Source organism: Pseudomonas violetae (assembly GCF_023072615.1).
GTDB lineage: Bacteria > Pseudomonadota > Gammaproteobacteria > Pseudomonadales > Pseudomonadaceae > Aquipseudomonas > Aquipseudomonas violetae.
Genome location: NZ_JAKNRW010000084.1, coordinates 212 through 677 on the forward strand (window position 1 = coordinate 212; position 466 = coordinate 677).

Annotated in this window: 1 protein-coding gene; it reads right to left on the minus strand. The window is 60.3% G+C overall.

Features of this window, described 5'->3' with window-relative positions; all coding sequences use genetic code 11:
* Nucleotides 1-466: immunoglobulin-like domain-containing protein (locus L9059_RS30515; protein ID WP_247296827.1), on the minus strand; the 466-nt coding region annotated here is incomplete at both ends.

Consider the following 466-nt stretch of genomic DNA (forward strand, 5'->3'; position numbering starts at 1 on the left):
CGTCATTGGCCGGAGTTTCGACCACGACGGAGCCGGTAGTCTGGCCCGCACCGATGGTGATGACCGAGCCATTGCTCAAGGTCACGGTCACCGGAGTACCAGCAGGGTTGGTCAAAGTCGCGGTGTAGGTAATCGAACCGCCTTCAACCACAGTCGATCCCGCAGTCAAGGTGACGGCGGTAGCGTCGATCGAGTCGGTGATGGTGGTAACGGCTGGAGTCGTGCTCGGCACCAGGTTTTCGAAGTTACCGCCAGTAGCGCCAGTGATCGTAGTGCTGACGGTGCTGCCGTTGACATAAACGTCATTGGCCGGAGTTTCGACCACGACGGAGCCGGTAGTCTGGCCCGCACCGATGGTGATGACCGAGCCATTGCTCAAGGTCACGGTCACCGGAGTACCAGCAGGGTTGGTCAAAGTCGCGGTGTAGGTGATCGCGCCGCCTTCAACCACAGTCGAGCCAGCAGT